The sequence below is a fragment of the Flavisphingopyxis soli genome, from assembly GCF_007995095.1.
Classification (GTDB): domain Bacteria; phylum Pseudomonadota; class Alphaproteobacteria; order Sphingomonadales; family Sphingomonadaceae; genus Flavisphingopyxis; species Flavisphingopyxis soli.
On record NZ_VOPY01000001.1, the window covers coordinates 299,866 to 315,918 of the forward strand.

The following is a 16,053-nucleotide window of genomic DNA, read 5'->3' on the forward strand; positions in this document are numbered from 1 at the left end:
ATCGATGATTACGGAGCCGAATCGAAGCCGACGCGTTGATGCGTCGAACGGTGGCTGGCGTTACCATGTCGTCACCGACCGTGTTTTGTCCGAAAAGGAGCCATTCCATGCGGCGTTTTCTCAGTCTTGCGATAGTCCCGCCGCTGCTCGCGCTGGGCGGATGCGCGTCGATGGGATCGGGCGCCGGTCCGGTCGATGTCACGCGCTTTCACCTTGCCGGCAGCGACGGCCAGATCGCCCGCGGTACGATCGCGATCGGCACGGTGACCGATTCGCCGCTCGATTCGCAAAGCCTCGAATTTCGCAGCTACGCAGCCGCGGTTGCCGAACAGCTGAGGCAGATTGGCTATACGCCCGTCGCCGAAGCAAGCGGCGCCGCCTATCTGGCGCGCGTCAACTATCGCCGCGCGACTCGTGAAGCGGGACCGAGCCGCAGTCCGGTCAGCGTCGGGGTCGGCGGATCGACCGGCAGCTATGGCAGCGGCGTCGGCATAGGCCTCGGCATCTCGCTCGGCGGCAAGAAGCGCGGCGAGGTCCTAACCCAGCTCAGCGTTGCGATCGAACGCCGCGCCGACGCCAGCGTTGTGTGGGAGGGCCGCGCCGACACCGCGGCGCGCGAGGGCAGCGATGCGGCGAGCGTCGAGGCGATGGCAAATAAACTTGCCGCAGCACTGTTCAAGGGGTTTCCCGGGGAGTCGGGGCGCACTATCACCGTGCGATGACTATTCAGATCAGCGCCGCGTTTGACGGCGGAAACATCGTCGTCGATTCGATCGACGGCAGTTCGGCTCGCCTCCATATCGCGAAGGATCGCGAGTCGGACTTTTTCCAGTGGTTCCATTTCCGCGTCGCCTGCGAAGCGGGGGCCGAGCTCGAACTGGCGATCACCGGGCTCGAGCAATCTGCCTATCCGGGCGGCTGGAGCGAGTACAACGCGTGCGTCAGCGAAGACCGCGATTACTGGACGCGCGCCGAGACGTCGTACGACAAGGATGCCGACGGCGGCACGCTGACGATCCGCTATGCGCCGACCGGCAATATCGCCTGGTTCGCCTATTTCGCACCCTACAGTCTCGACCGGCACCACAATCTGGTGTCCGAAGCCGCCTCGACCGCCGGCGTTTCGCTGCGCCAGCTCGGCGAAACGCTCGAAGGCCGCCCGATCGACTGCCTCGAAATGGGCGAGGGCGACAAGCAGGTGTGGATTTATGCGCGCCAGCATCCCGGCGAGACGATGGCCGAATGGTGGGTCGAAGGCGCGCTCGAAATGCTGTGCGACGCGCAGGATCCCCACGCGCGGCTGCTGCGGCAGAAATGCCGTTTCCACATCGTCCCCAACATGAATCCCGACGGCAGCATCCGCGGCCATCTCAGGACCAACTACGCGGGCACCAACCTCAACCGCGAATGGGACACGCCGACCGCCGAAAAGAGCCCCGAAGTCCTGTGCGTGCGCAATGCGATGGACGCGACCGGCGTCGATTTCGCGATGGATATCCACGGTGACGAAGCGATCCCCGCGGTGTTCCTCGCCGGTTTCGAAGGTATCGCGTCGTGGACCGACGCGCAGGGCGACAAGTTCTACGCCTATCGCGACCTGCTCGCCAAGCGCACGCCAGATTTCCAGACCAGGCTCGGCTACGAGACCGCTGCCAAGGGCAGCGCCAATCTCAGCATGTCGACCAACCAGGTCGCCGAACGCTTCGGCTGCGCCGCGATGACATTGGAAATGCCCTATAAGGACAATGTCGACCTGCCCGACGCCGAACATGGCTGGTCGCCCGAACGCTGCAAGAGCCTGGCGCACGACTGCCTCGCCGTCCTCGCCGAGCTGGTCGACGAGGTGATGTGAGACAATGCCCACGCTCGTCCTGATTCGCCACGGCCAGTCGCAGTGGAACCTCGAAAACCGTTTCACCGGCTGGTGGGACGTCGACGTGACCGAAAAGGGCGCCGAGGAAGCGCGCGCCGCCGGGCGACTGATGCGCGAGCGTGGTCTCGAGTTCGACCGCTGCTTCACCTCGCTGCAGACGCGCGCGATCAAGACGCTGCATCTCGCGCTCGAGGAAATGGACCGCCTGTGGCTGCCCGAGGAAAAGGACTGGCACCTCAACGAGCGCCATTATGGTGGGCTGACCGGGCTCGACAAGCAGGACACGCGCGATCGCTACGGTGACGAGCAGGTCCATATCTGGCGCCGCAGCTTCGACGTGCCGCCGCCGCCGATGGAGCCGGGCGGGCCGTACGACCTGTCTTCCGACCCGCGCTATGCCGGGATCGACGTACCGCAATCGGAAAGCCTCAAGGACACGATCGCGCGCGTCCTGCCCTATTGGGAAAGCCGGATCGCGCCGTGCCTAAAGGCGGGCGAGCGCGTGCTGATCTCGGCACACGGCAATTCGCTGCGCGCGCTGGTCAAGCACCTGTCGAACATTCCCGACGACGAGATTACCGGGCTCGAAATCCCGACCGGCCAGCCGATCGTCTACGAACTCGACGACACGCTGGGTGCGACCGACCGGTATTATCTCGCCGATCGCTAGGCATCGCAAGCCGTTCGGGCAAAGCCTGTCGAAGCCCTGTCTTTCTGGTTTACACCGCGCCCGAGGCACCCTGACCCGTTTGTCCTGAGTAGGGCCGAAGGCCAGTATCGAAGGCCAGTATCGAAGGCCAATATCGAAGGATCGGAGCCTGGGCGCGGAGACGCACGCCGCTCAGTTTTTCCCGGACGTATCCTTGAGCGCAGCCAGCGCACCGAACGGGCTCGCCTCGCGCTTGGCCTCGCCCTCGCTCTTGACGCCCTTGGCCTTGAGGAAGTCCTCGGCGCCGGGGCCGCGCGGATAGGGATCGAGACTGAGCAACAGCGTCTGCGCGACGGCTTCGCCGAGGTCGATCGCGCGGCCGTGATAGTGCATCGTGTCGCACTCGTCGGCCGACAGTTCGATCTCGTCTTCCTCGGGTGCGGCGTTGCCGGGCTCGGGAATGAAGCGCACGGCAAAGGGCTCGTCGATCTTGACCGGCAGCGCATCGCCCGTTGCGACACAGGTCTGCATCACCTTCGCCGACAACCGGCCGCGCGCGATGACGTCGTCGCCCTCGCTTGCGAACGAAACCGTCGCGGAAAGTGCGTCGATCGCGTCGATTGCGAAGCGAGCGGCGAGCGCGGCGCGCTCGTCGGGCTCGGCGGTGATCGTCAGCGGTTCGCGCTGGCGGTCGACCTTGTCGAGCGTCAGGGGGCGCGAAAATTCGGGCGCGTCGGCGGTCATCATGCGGCCTCGGGTCCTTCGATGTCGCCCGCGAGCAGGGCGTCGGCGTCGCGCTGCGCCAGCATATCGCGAAATGCGGTCAGTGCCGCGCTGCTGTGCGCCAGCGCGTCGGGGTTCGGGGCCTCGCCGCGATAGAGGTTGCGGATCATCGTCGCGCCGAGGTCACCGTCGGCGTCGAACGCTGCGCGATAGGCCGAAAATCGCCCGCCGAGCGCGCCCATCATCCGGCCGATATGCTTGCCGACGACGACGTCGCCGATGCCGCTCTGGCGCAGCTGCCCGTCCATGTCCTCGACGAAGGTCTCGGTGAGCAGCGCCATCTCGCTTTTCCGCTCGGGAAAACTGTCGAGCCGCTCGATCGTCAGCGAGAGCAGCGCGGCGACCATTTCGAAGCGTCCGTCGATCGTGTCGGGAACGCCGCCCGCACGATACCAGTGCGGTGCGCGCGCCGCGGTGACGATCGCGTCGTAGAGCGGAAGCATCGCGACGCGCGGATCGGGCCGCGGGGCGAACAGCGAGGACAGGCGTGCGAACATGACCCGGGCCTATAGCCACGCGCGCGGTGCGCCGCCAGCCCCACCGCTCGGCGAACCGCGCGCGCGATTTCGACCAATCGCGCGCCTGCCCTTGGCGACGGCGCGGCTTTGGCTTAATGGAAGGGCAAGCTTGGCGCGTCTAGCGCTGCGACATGACACGCGCGCGCCCGTTCCCCCGGACGTTCGCCCGAACCGGAGAATAACGCATGGGCAATTTCGCCCGACCTACCGTCCTCATCCTGGCTTCGCTGGTAACCGCCGCGGCGCTCTCGGGCTGCACCCAGACGCGCATGCATCGCGGCCAGATCCTCGATCCGTTGTTGTCCTCGTCGATCTCGCCGGGCGTCGACAATCGCGATTCGGTCGTCGGCACGCTCGGGCGTCCGACCTTTGTCGGGCAGTTCACGCCCAACGAATGGTATTATGTCTCGCGCACGACCAAGCAGCTCGCGTTCGCGACGCCGAAGCCGATTGAACAGACCGTCATGCGCGTGACCTTCGACGAGGCGGGCAATGTCGCCAGCGTCGATCGCACCGGCGTCGAGCTGGCCCAGCATATCAACCCCAATGGCGACAAGACCCCGACAAAGGGCCGCGATCGCAGCTTCTTCGAAGAGCTGTTCGGCAACATCGGCACAGTGGGCGTACCCGGCACGGGCGCACCGCCGCCCAATTGATCGACGAGGAGGGGCACGGGAGATGAGCGGGGCTAGCGACGTCGGCGGCAGCGAAGAGCGCGCCCGGCTTGCCGCGCTCGACAGTTACGCCGTGCTCGACACCGCGCCCGAACAGGCGTTCGACGATATCGCGCGGCTTGCGGCCCGGCTGTGCGGCACGCCTTCGGCGTTCGTCTCGCTGGTCGATCGCGATCGCCAGTGGTTCAAGGCCAGGGTCGGCGTCGATCCGTCCGAAACGCCGCGCAACATCGCCTTTTGCGACCATGCGATTCGGGGTGACGCGGTGATGATCGTGCCCGACACCGCGCGCGATCCGCGGTTCGCCGACAATCCTCTCGTCACCGGCGACCCGTTCGTCCGTTTTTATGCCGGCGCACCGATCATCGACAGCGACGGCCATGCACTCGGCACGGTGTGCGTCATCGACACACAGCCGCGGACCGATTTCGATGGCACCGACGTCCTCGCTGCACTGGCTCGCCAGGTCGCCGTCCAGCTTGAGCTACGCCGGCGGATCGCGCGCGACACCGACAGCGTCTCGGTCGCCGAGAATTATCGCGACCTGCTGTGGTCGCGGGCGATCGATGTCATGGTCGTCACCGACGTCGAAGGCGTCGTCGTCGAGTCCAATCCCGCCTGGCAGAGGATGTTCGGACCGGCCGACGCGGCGCACCCCATCACGTTATTATACGCGGCGAGCGAGACCAGTCCGCTCAGGGTGCCCGGCGAGGGTGAGGACGGCATCCAGGTCCAGCGGCGCATGATGACCGCGAATGGCGACGAGGTGTCGATCGACTGGACGCTGGTTCGCAAGAACGATCTCGTCTTTCGCATCGGCCGCGACCAGACGCGCGCGATCCGCGCCGAGGAACAGCTCGCGCATATCCAGAAGATGGAATCGCTCGGCCAGCTGACCGGCGGCATCGCGCACGATTTCAACAATCTGCTGACGATCATCCTCGGCAATATCGAAACCGCGATGCGCCGGGCGAAGGCTGGGCGGACCGGCGATCTTGCGCGCGTCCTCGACCATGCCCGCGAAGCGTCGGAGCGTGCCGCCAACCTCACACAGCGGCTGCTCGCCTTCGCCCGGCGCCAATCGCTCGACCCGGTCGTGATCGATCCCGTCGCGCTGGTAACCCAGCTCAAGGACCTGTTCGACCGATCGCTCGGCGGGGCGCACCGCGTTGCCTATCGCCAGGGCGACGACGTATGCAAAATCTCGATCGATCCCGCCCAGCTCGAAAATTCGCTGATCAACCTCGTCGTCAATGCGCGCGACGCGATGCCCGACGGCGGGACCATCGAGATCACCGTCGAGAACGTCGATCTCGACAGCCTCGCCGACGACGACAGCGCGCAGGACTGCCAGCCCGGCGACTATGTCCGCATCGCGGTCCGCGACGAAGGCATCGGCATGGACGCGGCAACGCGCGAACGCGTCTTCGAACCGTTCTTCACGACCAAGGACCATGGCAAGGGCACCGGTCTCGGACTCAGCCAGGTGATGGGCTTCGTCGCGCAATCGGGCGGCCGCGTCGCGGTCGACACCAGCGTCGGCAAGGGCACCGAGATTTCGCTCTGGCTGCCCGTTGCGGTCGACGGCGAGGAACAGCCCGGCAAGCGCGCACCGGCGAACGGCGCCGGCGACGTGCTGCTGTCACCCGGCCGGGCGCAGGGCAACATCCTGCTGGTCGAGGACAATGAGCGCTTGCGCAGCCATGTCGTCGAACTTCTCGGCGAGGCGGGCTATGCCATTGTCGAGGCGGTCGACGGCGTGCAGGCGGTCGAGCTGCTTGGGAGCGGCACGCCGCCCGACCTTGTCCTGTCCGACGTCAAGATGCCCAATCTCGACGGGTTCCAGCTCAGTGCCGAGGTGCGCAAGCGCTTCCCCGACATGCCGATCCTGCTGATGACCGGCTATGCCGGCAAGGAAACCCCCGATTACGCCGCGCACGACGCGATGATCGCCAAACCGTTCACCGCCGACCGGCTGCTGATGCAGGTCGAGACGATGCTCGCACGAATCGACGCCGACTAGACGCTAGCTGCGCGTCAGCGCGCGATACCGCCTGCGGCGAGCACCGCCAGCGTCACCAGTTCGGACGCGCTCGATGCCATCGTCGCAACCTGGACGGGCTTTTCCATACCCACCAGCATCGGTCCGATGACCGCGTCGCCGCCGAGTTCGCGCAGCAGCTTGGCACTGAGATTGGCCGACTGCAGCCCGGGCATGACGAGGATGTTCGCCGGGCCCGACAGGCGGCTGAACGGATAGCTTTTCATCACCGTCGGGTTGAGCGCGACGTCGGGCGCCATTTCGCCTTCATATTCGAAATCGACACCGTCGCCCGCCGCGCCGCGCGCATCGAGCAGCGCGACCGCCGCACGGATGTTCTCGAGCCAGTTGCCCGCCGGGTTACCGAAGGTCGAATAGCTCAGGAACGCGACGCGCGGCTCATGGCCCATGCGGCGCGCGACCTTGGCGGTCTCGACCGCGATATCGGCGAGCTGGGCGGGGCTGGGGCGTTCGTTGACCGTGGTGTCGGCCATGAACACGGTATGCGACCGCCCGACGAGGACATGGATGCCGAACGCGGTACGGTCGGGATCGTTATCGAACACGCGGCGTAGCTCGCGCATCGTCTGCGCATAGGTCCGCGTGACGCCGGTCAGCATCGCATCGGCGGCGCCGAGCTTGAGCAGCATAGCGCCAAAGATGTTGCGATCGCGATTGACCATCCGCTCGACATCGCGGCGCAGATAGCCGCGCCGTTGCAGGCGCTCGTACAGCGTCTCGACCATCTGCGGCACCAGCGGCGAATTGACGCTGTTGTGCAGCTCGAACGATTCGGGGTCGGTGACGCCCATCGCCTTCAACTGGTCGCGCACGCCTTCGCGGCCGACCAGAACGGGAATGCCATAGCCGCCCTGCTTGAACTGGATCGCCGCGCGCAGCACGACCTCTTCCTCGGCTTCGGCAAAGACGACGCGCTTGGGATTGGCCCGCGCCGCGTCATAGGCGAGCGTGAGCACCGAGGTGGTCGGGTTGAGCCGTCCCTTGAGGACCTGGCGATAGCCCGGGATGTCGAGGATATCGCGCTGCGCCACGCCCGAATCCATCGCCGCCTGCGCAACCGCGGCGGGGACGACCTCCATCAGCCGCGGATCGAACGGCGCGGGGATGATGTATTCGGGGCCGAAGCTGTGCGCGCGCCCGCCGTACGCCCGAGCGACCTCTTCGGGCACCTGCTGGCGTGCGAGCTGGGCGATGGCGTGCGCCGCGGCGATCTTCATTTCCTCGTTGATCGTCGTCGCACGGACATCGAGCGCGCCGCGAAAGATAAAGGGAAAGCCGAGTACGTTATTGACCTGGTTGGGAAAATCCGACCGACCGGTGGCGATGATCGCATCGGGTCGCGCCGCGCGCGCGTCGGGCGGCGTAATCTCGGGATCGGGATTGGCCATCGCGAAAATGATTGGTGCCTTGGCCATTTTTATGACCCATTCGGGCTTGAGCGCCCCTGCGGCCGAAAGCCCCAAAAAGACATCGGCGCCGTCGAGCGCGTCTTCGAGCGTGCGCGCATCGGTGTCGGCGGCGTGCGCCGATTTCCACTGGTCCATGCCGCCTTCGCGGCCCTTGTAGATGACGCCTTCGCGGTCGCACATGATGACGTTGTCGCCCGACACGCCGAGCGCCTTGATCAGCTCGGTGCACGCGATCGCCGCCGCGCCCGCGCCGTTGACGACGAGCTTGACGTCCTTGAGGTCGCGACCGGTCAGGTGGCAGGCATTGATCAGTCCCGCCGCGGTGATGATCGCGGTGCCGTGCTGGTCGTCATGGAAGACCGGGATGTTCATCCGTTCGCGCAGCGCCTGCTCGATGATGAAGCACGACGGTGCGGCAATATCCTCGAGGTTGATCCCGCCGAAGCTGGGACCGAGCAGGGCGACGCATTCGATGAACTTGTCGACGTCCTCGGTATCGACCTCGATGTCGATCGCATCGACGTCGGCGAAGCGCTTGAACAGGACCGCCTTGCCCTCCATCACGGGCTTCGAGGCAAGCGCACCGAGATTTCCCATGCCGAGGATCGCGGTGCCGTTCGATATCACCGCGACGAGATTGCCCTTGGCGGTGTAATCATATGCCGCCGATGGATCGTCGGCGATCGCCTGGACCGGGACCGCGACGCCGGGGGAATAGGCCAGGCTGAGGTCGCGCTGCGTCGCCATCGGCTTCGACGCGATGATCTCGATCTTGCCCGGCCGCCCCTGCGAATGGAACAACAGCGCCTCGCGGTCGGAAAACTCGATATCGTCGGCCATGGTCAGTCCTTTTGGTTGGCGTTCGCCTTAGCCGTAGCGGCAGGGGCGAGACAAGCGTGCGCCCGTCCGATCGACGCGCAGGGATCGCGGCTTGGCGCGGGCGCGTCGCGTCGCTATCGCAGGCCGCTATGGCAAAAGCGCGAACATCGGCGAAACGCAGCGACGCGAGCAGCGCACCGACGCCGATGATGGTGCAGTATTTCGCGCTCAAGCGCCAAGCGCCCGACTGCCTGCTTTTCTACCGCATGGGCGATTTTTTCGAACTGTTCTTCGACGACGCGGTGGCGGCGGCCGAGACGCTCGATATCGCCCTGACCAGCCGCGGCGAGCACGACGGCGCGCCGGTGCCGATGTGCGGTGTCCCCGTCCATGCCGCCGAGGGCTATCTCGCACGCCTCATTAAAGGCGGTCACCGCGTCGCGATCGCCGAACAGGTCGAAACGCCCGCCGAAGCCAAGGCGCGCGGCGGATCGAAAACGCTTGTCGCGCGCGACATCGTCCGGCTGGTTACTGCGGGCACGCTGACCGAGGACGCATTGCTCGACGCGCGATCGTCGAACTGGCTCGTCGCGATTGCAGAGGCTTCGGGCGGCTGCGCGCTCGCCGCCGCCGATATCTCGACCGGGACGTTCGAGGTGGGAGAGGTCGTTGCGAGCGAGATCGACGCCGAACTCGCCCGCCTTGGCCCCTCCGAAGTGATCGTCGCCGAAGGATCGCCGTTCGAAGCCATGATCGATCCTGCTTTGCTCTGCGCGCGCCCGACGGCGAGCTTTGACAGCGGCAAGAGCGAGGCGGCGCTCAAGACGCTGTTCGGCGTCGCGACGCTCGATGGATTCGGTGATTTCAGCCGCGCCGAACGCGCCGCAATGGGCGGTCTTATCGCCTATCTTGACCATGCCGGGCGCGGCGCCTTGCCGCTCCTGCGCCCGCCGGTCCAGCGGCGGCGCGCGGCGCACATGCTGATCGACGCGGCGACGCGCGAAAGCCTCGAGATCGCGCGCAGCCAGTCGGGTAGTCGCGCCGGCAGCCTGCTTGCCTGTGTCGACCGCAGCGTCACCGGTGCGGGCGCGCGGCTGCTCGCCGCCGATCTGTCGGCACCATTGATGGACCGCGCCGCGATCGACGATCGGCTGGCGCTGGTGCAATGGCTTCACGACGACGAAGGCCGGCGCATCGCCTTGCGCGATACGCTGCGGTCGCTCCCCGACATCGCGCGCGCGCTCGGCCGCATCGCCGCATCGCGCGGGTCGCCCCGCGATCTCGGCGCGATCCGCGATGGCCTCGGCGGCGCGCGGCTGCTGCGTGAACGGCTCGCGCTGGCTGCCGACCGCCCCGCGCTGCTCGATGCGCTGCTGCCCGCGTTCGACGGCCATGGCGCGCTGGTCGATACGCTGACGCGCGCGCTGGTGCCCAGCCCGCCGACCGAGAGCCAGAACGGCGGCTTCATTGCCGAGGGGTACGACGCCGCGCTCGACGCGTTGCGCGCGACTTCGGGCGATGCGCGCCGCGCGATCGCCGCGCTCGAGGCCGGCTATCGCGAGACCACCGGCATCGCGAGCCTCAAGATCAAGCACAATGCGGTATTGGGATACCATGTGGAGGTGCCCGCCAAGCACGGCGACCGTTTGATGGTCGCCGATTCGGGCTTCACCCATCGCCAGACGCTCGCCGGCGTCGTCCGCTTCAACGCGCCCGCATTGCACGAAGAGGCGATGAAGGTCGCGCAGGCGGGCGGCCATGCGCTCGCTGCCGAACAGGCGCATCTCGAGGAGCTGCTCGGCGAGGTCGCCGCCGCCAAGGACCGCATCACCGCCGCCGCCGATGCGCTCGCCCGGCTCGACGTCGCCGCGGGCCATGCGGTCCGCGCGGTCGAGGGCGGCTGGACGCGGCCCGGTTTTGCCGACACCCCGTGTCTCGAAATCGAGGGCGGCCGCCACCCCGTCGTCGAAGCCGCACTGGCGACACGCAATGAGCGTTTCGTGGCGAATGATTGTGGCCTGTCTCGGGAAAACAGGCTTTGGCTCGTCTCTGGGCCGAACATGGGCGGCAAATCGACCTTCCTGCGCCAGAACGCACTGATCGTCCTGCTCGCGCAGGCGGGCAGCTACGTCCCCGCGACCCGCGCGCGGCTTGGCCTGGTCGATCGCCTGTTCAGCCGGGTCGGTGCATCGGACAATCTCGCGCGCGGCCGCTCGACCTTCATGGTCGAAATGGTCGAAACCGCCGCGATCCTGACGCAGGCGACCCCCAACAGCTTTGTCGTGCTCGACGAGGTCGGCCGAGGCACCTCGACCTATGATGGCCTCGCGCTCGCCTGGGCGGTGGTCGAGGCGGTGCACGACGATCTCGCCTGCCGCTGCCTGTTCGCGACGCATTATCACGAGCTGACCCGGCTTGCCGAGCGCTGCGACGCGCTCAGCCTGCACCATGTCCGCGCGCGCGAATGGAAAGGCGATCTCGTCCTCCTCCACGAGCTTGCCGACGGCCCCGCCGATCGCAGCTACGGTCTCGCCGTGGCCAAGCTCGCGGGCGTCCCGCCGCACGTCGTAGCCCGCGCCAAGTCGGTCCTCGCCAAGCTCGAGGCGGGGCGCGAAAAAACCGGCGGGCTGGCCGCGGGGCTCGACGACCTGCCGCTGTTTGCCGCCGCGCTCGCCGAGGTCGAGGATGAAAAGCCCGACGCGCTGCGCAGCGAACTTGCCGCGCTCGATGCCGATGCGCTGACCCCGCGCGACGCGCTCGAACTCGTCTACCGCTTGAAGCAACTGGCCAGCGAGGCCGACGCGTCCTAGATTGCGGCCATGCCGCGTTTCGCCCATCTGCCCGACCAGCGCGCCCTGATCGACCGGCGCGTGCTGGGCGACGCGCTCGCTGAAATCGGCGGGGGAAGCGAATCGGCATCCGACCGGCGCAACGCCGCCGTCGCGTTGCTCAAGAAAGCGCTCGCCGACGCCAATGCCGAACTTGCCCGCCGCCTCGCCGAACATCCCTCGCGCGGGCTCGAAATCGCCGCGGGCCACGCCTTCGTCACCGACCAGCTGATCCGCCTGATCCACGATTTCACGCTCGCGCACCTCTATCCCGGCGGCAACCGGTCGGCGGGCGAGCGGCTCGCGATCATCGCGGTCGGTGGCTATGGCCGCGGCGAAATGGCGCCCTATAGCGACGTCGACATCGCCTTCGTCACCCCGGGCAAGCGCACGCCCTGGGCCGAACAGGTGATCGAAACGATCCTCTATGCCTTGTGGGATCTCGGCCTCAAGGTCGGCCAGTCGTCGCGCAGCATTGATGAGACCGTGCGGCTGGCGCGCGACGACCTCACGATCCGCACCGCGCTGCTCGAAGCGCGCTTCGTCTGGGGCGACCGCGAGGTTTACGATGCCGCGGCCGAACGCTTTGTTGCCGACGTGCTGTCGCTCGCACCGCGCCAGTTCGTCGCCGACAAGCTCGCCGAGCGCGATGCGCGACACAAGCGGATGGGCGATTCGCGCTATGTCGTCGAACCCAATGTGAAAGAGGGCAAGGGTGGCCTGCGCGACCTTCACACGCTCTTCTGGATCGGCAAATATGTCTATCGCGTGCGCACTGTCGGTGATCTTGTCGAGGCGGGCCTGCTGACCAGGCGCGAGCTCGCCCAGTTCCAGCGCGCCGAGAACTGGCTCTGGGCCGTCCGCTGCCACCTCCACGCGATCACCGGGCGGGCCGAGGACCGGCTGACCTTCGATCTCCAGCGCGAGGTTGCCACCCGGATGCATTATGCCGATCGCACCGGCCAGTCGCCGGTCGAACGCTTCATGCAATTCTATTTCCTCAACGCCAAGACGGTCGGCGACCTGACCGGCGTCTTCCTCGCGCATCTCGACGAGGCGAAGGGCGAAAAGGGCCGGCGTTTCCTCCCGACGATCCGGCGGCGCCCGGGCAAGCTCAACGGCTTCGCGCTCGATCGCGGGCGGCTCGCCCTGCCCGACGAGGGGTTCTTTCGCGCCGATCCGGTGCGGCTCATCGAGATCTTCGCGCTGGCCGACACATACGGCCTCGAAATCCATCCGCTGGCGATGCGCGCCGCGCGCCGCGACGCGAAACTGATCGACCGCACGGTCCGCGACGACGCCCGCGCCAACGCGCTGTTCCTCGACGTGCTGACCAGTCCGCGCGATCCCGCCAGCGTGCTGCGCTGGATGAACGAGGCGACCGTGTTCGGCCGTTTCGTGCCCGATTTCGGCCGGGTCGTCGCGCAGATGCAGTTCGACATGTACCATCACTTCACCGTCGACGAGCACACCATCCGCGCGATCGGGCTGCTCGCGCGGATCGAGGCGGGCGATCTCGGCGACGACCATCCACTCAGCCACGCATTGTTCGGCCGCATCGCGCATCGCCGCGTCCTCTACGTCGCGGTACTGCTGCACGACATCGCCAAGGGCCGCGGCGGCGACCACAGCGAACTCGGCGGCGAGATCGCGCTCGAGCTGTGTCCGCGCTTCGGCCTCACTGACAGCGAGACCGAACTCGTCGCATGGCTCGTCCGCCATCACCTGTTGATGTCGCGCTTCGCCTTCAAGCGCGACCTCGCCGATCCCAAGACGATCCAGGACTTCGTCGGCGAGGTCAAATCGATCGAGCGCCTGCGCCTGCTGCTGATGCTGACCGTCGTCGACATCCGCGCGGTCGGTCCCGGCGTGTGGAACGACTGGAAACGCCAGTTGCTGCGCAGCCTGTTCGACGCCGCCGAAGAGGTACTCCGGCTCGGCCATATCCAGCACGGGCGCGAGGCGCGGCTGGCGCACAAGATCGCCGACCTGCGCGCCGCGCTCGACTGGCCCGCCGAGCAGTTCGACGCCTTCGTCGCGGGCGCGCCTGCCCCATATCTGATCGCCGAACCGATCGAGATCCTCGCGCACAATGCACGCCACCTCGCTGCCATGGGCGACGCGCCGCTGTCGATCGATACCGTCACCGACAAGGATCGCGGCGCGACGCTGGTGATGGTCGCGGCGGGCGATCATCCCGGCCTGTTCTATCGCATCGCGATGGGCATCCACCTCGTCGGCGGCAACATCATCGACGCGCGCATCCACACGCTCGACAGCGGCATCGCGATCGACAATTTCCTTGTCCAGGACCAGCGCGGCAAGGCGTTTACCGGCAAGCAGAAGCTGGCCCGGATGAAACGCGCGATCCGGCAATCGCTCGCCGGCGAAGCGCCGCTCGCCAGTCAGCTCGCCGACAAGCCGCTGGCGCTGACTCGCGCCGAGGCCTTCCGCATCGTCCCCTCGGTGACCGCCGACAACCGCGCCTCGAACCGCTATACCGTGGTCGAGGTCAATGCCCGCGACCGGCCCGCACTGCTCGGCAGTCTTGGCGAAGCGCTGTTCGAGGCCAAGGTCACGCTCCATTCGGCGCACATCTCGACCTATGGCGAGCGCGCGGTCGACACCTTTTACCTGACCGACCTGACCGGCCAGAAGATCGTCTCGAAGACGCGGCTCGAAACGCTCGAACGCCATCTGCTCGATGCCGCGCGCGGGCCGAAGGACACGGGCGACAAGGAAGATCGTCGCGCGGCCTAGGGCGGTTTGGCGCTAGTCGCCTTTTCCCGGCGCGCCTCCCTTGCTGACCATCCGTTCGCCGTCGATCACGATCGGCGTGGCGAGCCCCGCGATCGCTGCACCATCGGGCTCGATCCGCATCCCGCGCGCAATGACCTGCGCGTCGGCAAAGACCTCGGCGACGGTGTTGATCGGCCCTGCCGGAATGCCCGCCGCCTCGAGCGCTTCGTAAAGCGCCGCTTTCGACTGGCGCGCAATCGCGTGCGCGAGTTCGGGGATCAGGTCGGCGCGATGCTCGACCCGGCCGGCATTGGTTGCAAATCGAACATCGTCGGCCAGCTCGCCGCGCCCGATGACACCGCACAACCGCGCGAACTGCGCGTCGTTGCCGACCGCGATGACGAGGTCGCCGTCGGCGCAGGCGAACGCCTGATAGGGGACCAGATTGGCGTGACCATTGCCCATGCGCGATGGCGCGCGCCCGCTGGCGAAATAATTGGCCGCCTGGTTGGCGAGCACGCCGACCTGCGTGTCGAGCAATGCCATGTCGATATGCGCGCCGTGCCCGTATCGCTCGTGCCCCGCGGTGTCGCGCTGGTGCAGCGCGGCGAGGATCGCGACCGCCGAATAGACGCCGGTGAAGATATCGGCATAGGCGACGCCGCTCTTTTGCGGTGGCCCGTCGGGCTCGCCGGTCAGCGACATGATGCCGCCCATCGCCTGGATGATGAAATCGTATCCGGCGCGATCCTTGTACGGCCCGGTCTGGCCGAAGCCGGTGATCGAGCAGGTGACGAGGCGCGGGTTGATCGCGCTCAGCGCGGCGTGGTCGAGCCCGTATTTGGCAAGTCCGCCGACCTTGTAGTTTTCGATCACGACATCGGCGCCGGCGACGAGCGCGCGGACCGCGGCCTGGCCCTCGGGCGTGGCGATGTCGATCGACCGGCTCGTCTTGCCGCGGTTGGTCGCGTGGAAATAGGCGGCGCTGCGATCGCTGCCTTCCCCGACGAAGGGCGGGCCCCAGTGGCGCGTGTCGTCGCCTGCGCCCGGGCGCTCGATCTTGATCACCTCGGCGCCGAGATCGGCGAGCAACTGCCCGCACCATGGCCCGGCAAGGATCCGCGCCAGTTCGACGACCTTGATCCCCGCGAGCGGTTTCATGTCGGCCAATCCAGCGGACGGCGCATTTCATAAATCACGTGGCGCGTCGTCTCTCCGGCCATGACGCGCTCGTCAACGCGGTCGGTCAGCACGCCGCCGATCTTTTCCATCGCCTTGCGCGACCGGATATTGGTGTCGCCGACGACGAAGATGACCGGGTCGAACCAGCGAAAGGCATAATCGAGCATCAGGCGTTTCATTTCTTTATTGGTCGCGCCACCCCAATAGTCGCGGGCAAGGAAGCTCCAGCCGATCTCGATCTCGCCCGTCGGTGCGCGCTCGGTGCTATAGCGGCTCGACCCGATGATCGTGCCGCTCGCCTTGTCGCGCACCGTCAACGCGCCGCGCGACGCCAACGCATCGTCAAAGAACTTGCGGAACACCGGCTCCTGCCAACGGTCGTGCGCCGGATGCACTGCCCAGATTGCGGGATCGGACGCGACGGCGAACAACCCGTCCCAGTCGCTCGCGACGGTCGGGCGGAGGTCGATCGTCTGGCCGATCAGCGTCGGCTGCAGATCAGGAATCGCGGCCATCG

General features: G+C 67.0%; 12 protein-coding genes. 7 read left to right on the forward strand and 5 right to left on the reverse strand.

Features of this window, described 5'->3' with window-relative positions; all coding sequences use genetic code 11:
* Positions 1-107 precede the first annotated feature (107 nt).
* The 3 genes from FSZ31_RS01540 to gpmA are packed head-to-tail and all read left to right on the forward strand — an operon-like array spanning position 108 to position 2,543.
* Positions 108-722 (forward strand): DUF4136 domain-containing protein, encoded by a 615-nt coding sequence (locus FSZ31_RS01540; RefSeq protein WP_147121300.1) that lies wholly within the window; start codon positions 108-110, stop codon positions 720-722.
* On the forward strand, positions 719-1,852 hold the full coding sequence (locus FSZ31_RS01545; protein ID WP_147121301.1) for a M14 family metallopeptidase: 1,134 nt from the start codon (positions 719-721) through the stop codon (positions 1,850-1,852). The genes FSZ31_RS01540 and FSZ31_RS01545 overlap by 4 nt, the downstream gene beginning before the upstream one ends.
* A 4-nt stretch (positions 1,853-1,856) precedes the next feature.
* The gene (gene gpmA, locus FSZ31_RS01550; protein WP_147121302.1) at positions 1,857-2,543 is read left to right on the forward strand and encodes a 2,3-diphosphoglycerate-dependent phosphoglycerate mutase; all 687 of its coding nucleotides are present in this window, start codon (positions 1,857-1,859) and stop codon (positions 2,541-2,543) included.
* Between the two features lie 171 nt (positions 2,544-2,714).
* On the opposite strand, the gene FSZ31_RS01555 is transcribed toward gpmA, so the two are convergent.
* Both FSZ31_RS01555 and FSZ31_RS01560 read right to left on the reverse strand, forming a co-directional pair.
* Complete coding sequence (locus FSZ31_RS01555) at positions 2,715-3,269, reverse strand: YceD family protein (RefSeq protein WP_328592384.1); 555 nt, start codon at positions 3,267-3,269, stop codon at positions 2,715-2,717.
* Complete coding sequence (locus FSZ31_RS01560) at positions 3,266-3,802, reverse strand: ubiquinol-cytochrome C chaperone family protein (RefSeq protein WP_147121303.1); 537 nt, start codon at positions 3,800-3,802, stop codon at positions 3,266-3,268. Before FSZ31_RS01560 ends, FSZ31_RS01555 begins: the two co-directional genes overlap by 4 nt.
* 206 nt (positions 3,803-4,008) lie before the next feature.
* On the opposite strand from FSZ31_RS01560, the gene FSZ31_RS01565 reads away from it, so the two are divergent.
* On the forward strand, positions 4,009-4,479 hold the full coding sequence (locus tag FSZ31_RS01565; protein ID WP_147121304.1) for an outer membrane protein assembly factor BamE: 471 nt from the start codon (positions 4,009-4,011) through the stop codon (positions 4,477-4,479).
* A 22-nt stretch (positions 4,480-4,501) separates the two neighbouring features.
* A complete protein-coding gene (locus tag FSZ31_RS01570; RefSeq protein ID WP_161595920.1) occupies positions 4,502-6,520 on the forward strand; it encodes an ATP-binding protein in 2,019 nt (672 codons plus the stop codon).
* Positions 6,521-6,534: 14 nt separating this feature from the next.
* Here FSZ31_RS01570 and FSZ31_RS01575 read toward each other — a convergent pair whose 3' ends face one another.
* Positions 6,535-8,808 carry an NADP-dependent malic enzyme gene (locus tag FSZ31_RS01575; protein WP_201739100.1) on the reverse strand — a complete coding sequence of 758 codons (2,274 nt, stop codon included), beginning with the start codon at positions 8,806-8,808 and terminating at the stop codon, positions 6,535-6,537.
* 128 nt (positions 8,809-8,936) lie between these two features.
* Here FSZ31_RS01575 and mutS point away from each other — a divergent pair, with 128 nt between their 5' ends.
* Entirely contained in the window at positions 8,937-11,597 is a 2,661-nt protein-coding gene (gene mutS, locus FSZ31_RS01580) for a DNA mismatch repair protein MutS (RefSeq protein WP_236643612.1), read from the forward strand.
* Between the two features lie 9 nt (positions 11,598-11,606).
* Entirely contained in the window at positions 11,607-14,375 is a 2,769-nt protein-coding gene (locus tag FSZ31_RS01585; RefSeq protein ID WP_147121307.1) for a [protein-PII] uridylyltransferase, read from the forward strand.
* 12 nt (positions 14,376-14,387) lie between these two features.
* Here FSZ31_RS01585 and FSZ31_RS01590 read toward each other — a convergent pair whose 3' ends face one another.
* Both FSZ31_RS01590 and FSZ31_RS01595 read right to left on the reverse strand, forming a co-directional pair.
* Positions 14,388-15,515, reverse strand: a complete 1,128-nt coding sequence (locus FSZ31_RS01590; RefSeq protein ID WP_147121308.1) for a CaiB/BaiF CoA transferase family protein — start codon at positions 15,513-15,515, stop codon at positions 14,388-14,390.
* Positions 15,512-16,051, reverse strand: coding sequence for a GNAT family N-acetyltransferase (locus tag FSZ31_RS01595; RefSeq protein ID WP_147121309.1), 540 nt, complete (start codon positions 16,049-16,051; stop codon positions 15,512-15,514). Before FSZ31_RS01595 ends, FSZ31_RS01590 begins: the two co-directional genes overlap by 4 nt.
* Positions 16,052-16,053: the final 2 nt, after the last annotated feature.

Excerpts from the sequence above, each read along its gene's own strand:
- FSZ31_RS01540 (WP_147121300.1), top strand. The coding sequence starts at position 108 with ATGCGGCGTTTTCTCAGTCTTGCGATAGTCCCGCCGCTGCTCGCGCTG.
- FSZ31_RS01545 (WP_147121301.1), top strand. The coding sequence starts at position 719 with ATGACTATTCAGATCAGCGCCGCGTTTGACGGCGGAAACATCGTCGTC.
- gpmA (WP_147121302.1), top strand. The coding sequence starts at position 1,857 with ATGCCCACGCTCGTCCTGATTCGCCACGGCCAGTCGCAGTGGAACCTC.
- FSZ31_RS01555 (WP_328592384.1), bottom strand. The coding sequence starts at position 3,269 with ATGATGACCGCCGACGCGCCCGAATTTTCGCGCCCCCTGACGCTCGAC.
- FSZ31_RS01560 (WP_147121303.1), bottom strand. The coding sequence starts at position 3,802 with ATGTTCGCACGCCTGTCCTCGCTGTTCGCCCCGCGGCCCGATCCGCGC.
- FSZ31_RS01565 (WP_147121304.1), top strand. The coding sequence starts at position 4,009 with ATGGGCAATTTCGCCCGACCTACCGTCCTCATCCTGGCTTCGCTGGTA.
- FSZ31_RS01570 (WP_161595920.1), top strand. The coding sequence starts at position 4,502 with ATGAGCGGGGCTAGCGACGTCGGCGGCAGCGAAGAGCGCGCCCGGCTT.
- FSZ31_RS01575 (WP_201739100.1), bottom strand. The coding sequence starts at position 8,808 with ATGGCCGACGATATCGAGTTTTCCGACCGCGAGGCGCTGTTGTTCCAT.
- mutS (WP_236643612.1), top strand. The coding sequence starts at position 8,937 with ATGGCAAAAGCGCGAACATCGGCGAAACGCAGCGACGCGAGCAGCGCA.
- FSZ31_RS01585 (WP_147121307.1), top strand. The coding sequence starts at position 11,607 with ATGCCGCGTTTCGCCCATCTGCCCGACCAGCGCGCCCTGATCGACCGG.
- FSZ31_RS01590 (WP_147121308.1), bottom strand. The coding sequence starts at position 15,515 with ATGAAACCGCTCGCGGGGATCAAGGTCGTCGAACTGGCGCGGATCCTT.
- FSZ31_RS01595 (WP_147121309.1), bottom strand. The coding sequence starts at position 16,051 with ATGGCCGCGATTCCTGATCTGCAGCCGACGCTGATCGGCCAGACGATC.